The organism is Methylobacterium sp. WL116 (assembly GCF_008039455.1).
Lineage (GTDB): Bacteria > Pseudomonadota > Alphaproteobacteria > Rhizobiales > Beijerinckiaceae > Methylobacterium.
In genome coordinates this window covers 1-886 of sequence record NZ_VRUV01000954.1, presented here as the reverse complement: position 1 = coordinate 886, position 886 = coordinate 1, and the positions used below count along the sequence as shown (strand labels likewise).

General features: G+C 73.4%; 1 protein-coding gene. It reads left to right on the top strand.

The genetic code is table 11. From position 1 onward, the window contains the following. Positions 1 to 134: 134 nt before the first annotated feature. Positions 135 to 886 (top strand): 3-deoxy-8-phosphooctulonate synthase (gene kdsA, locus FV223_RS28720; protein ID WP_147730009.1); only part of this gene is annotated, 752 nt, incomplete at its 3' end.

The following is an 886-nucleotide window of genomic DNA, read 5'->3' as shown; positions in this document are numbered from 1 at the left end:
CTGCGAGACCGGGCCGCGGGCCGACGCGCTGGCCGGCGACCTCACCGTCTGCGTGCTGGTGCCGAACCGGCCGCCCGCCCTGCGCCGCAAGGCCGGACTTTCGCGGGAGGCTCCGGCGGGCTAAGCCTCCGGCCATGCCCGATTCCACCGACAGCCCAACACCCAGGACCGTCCGCGCCGGCACGGTCGCCTTCGGCAACCACCTGCCGCTGGCACTGATCGCCGGCCCGTGCCAGCTCGAGAGCCGCGACCACGCGCTCGAGATCGCGGCCGCGCTGAAGGAGATGGCGGAGTCCCTCGGGATCGCCCTGGTGTTCAAGGCCTCGTTCGACAAGGCGAACCGCACCTCGGGCGGCGCCGCCCGCGGCATCGGGTTGTCCGGCGCGCTGCCGATCTTCGCCGAGATCAAGGCGCGCTACGGCCTGCCGGTGCTCACCGACGTGCACGATGCCGGGCAGTGCGGGCCGGCGGCCGAGGTGGTCGACGTGCTCCAGATCCCGGCCTTCCTGTGCCGGCAGACCGACCTGCTGCTGGCCGCCGCCGCCACCGGCCGCGTGGTCAACGTGAAGAAGGGCCAGTTCCTCGCACCCTGGGACATGCAGCACGTGGCCGCCAAGGTCACCGGGGCCGGCAACCCGAACGTGATCGTCACCGAACGCGGCGCCTCGTTCGGCTACAACACCCTGGTCTCCGACATGCGCAGCCTGCCGATCATGGCCGCGGTGACGGGCGGCGCGCCGGTCGTGTTCGATGCGACCCACTCGGTGCAGCAGCCGGGCGGGCAGGGGGGAAGCTCGGGCGGCGAGCGCCGCTTCGTCGCCGTGCTGGCACGGGCCGCCGTCGCGGTCGGCGTCGCGGGTGTCTTCATCGAGACCCACCCCGATCC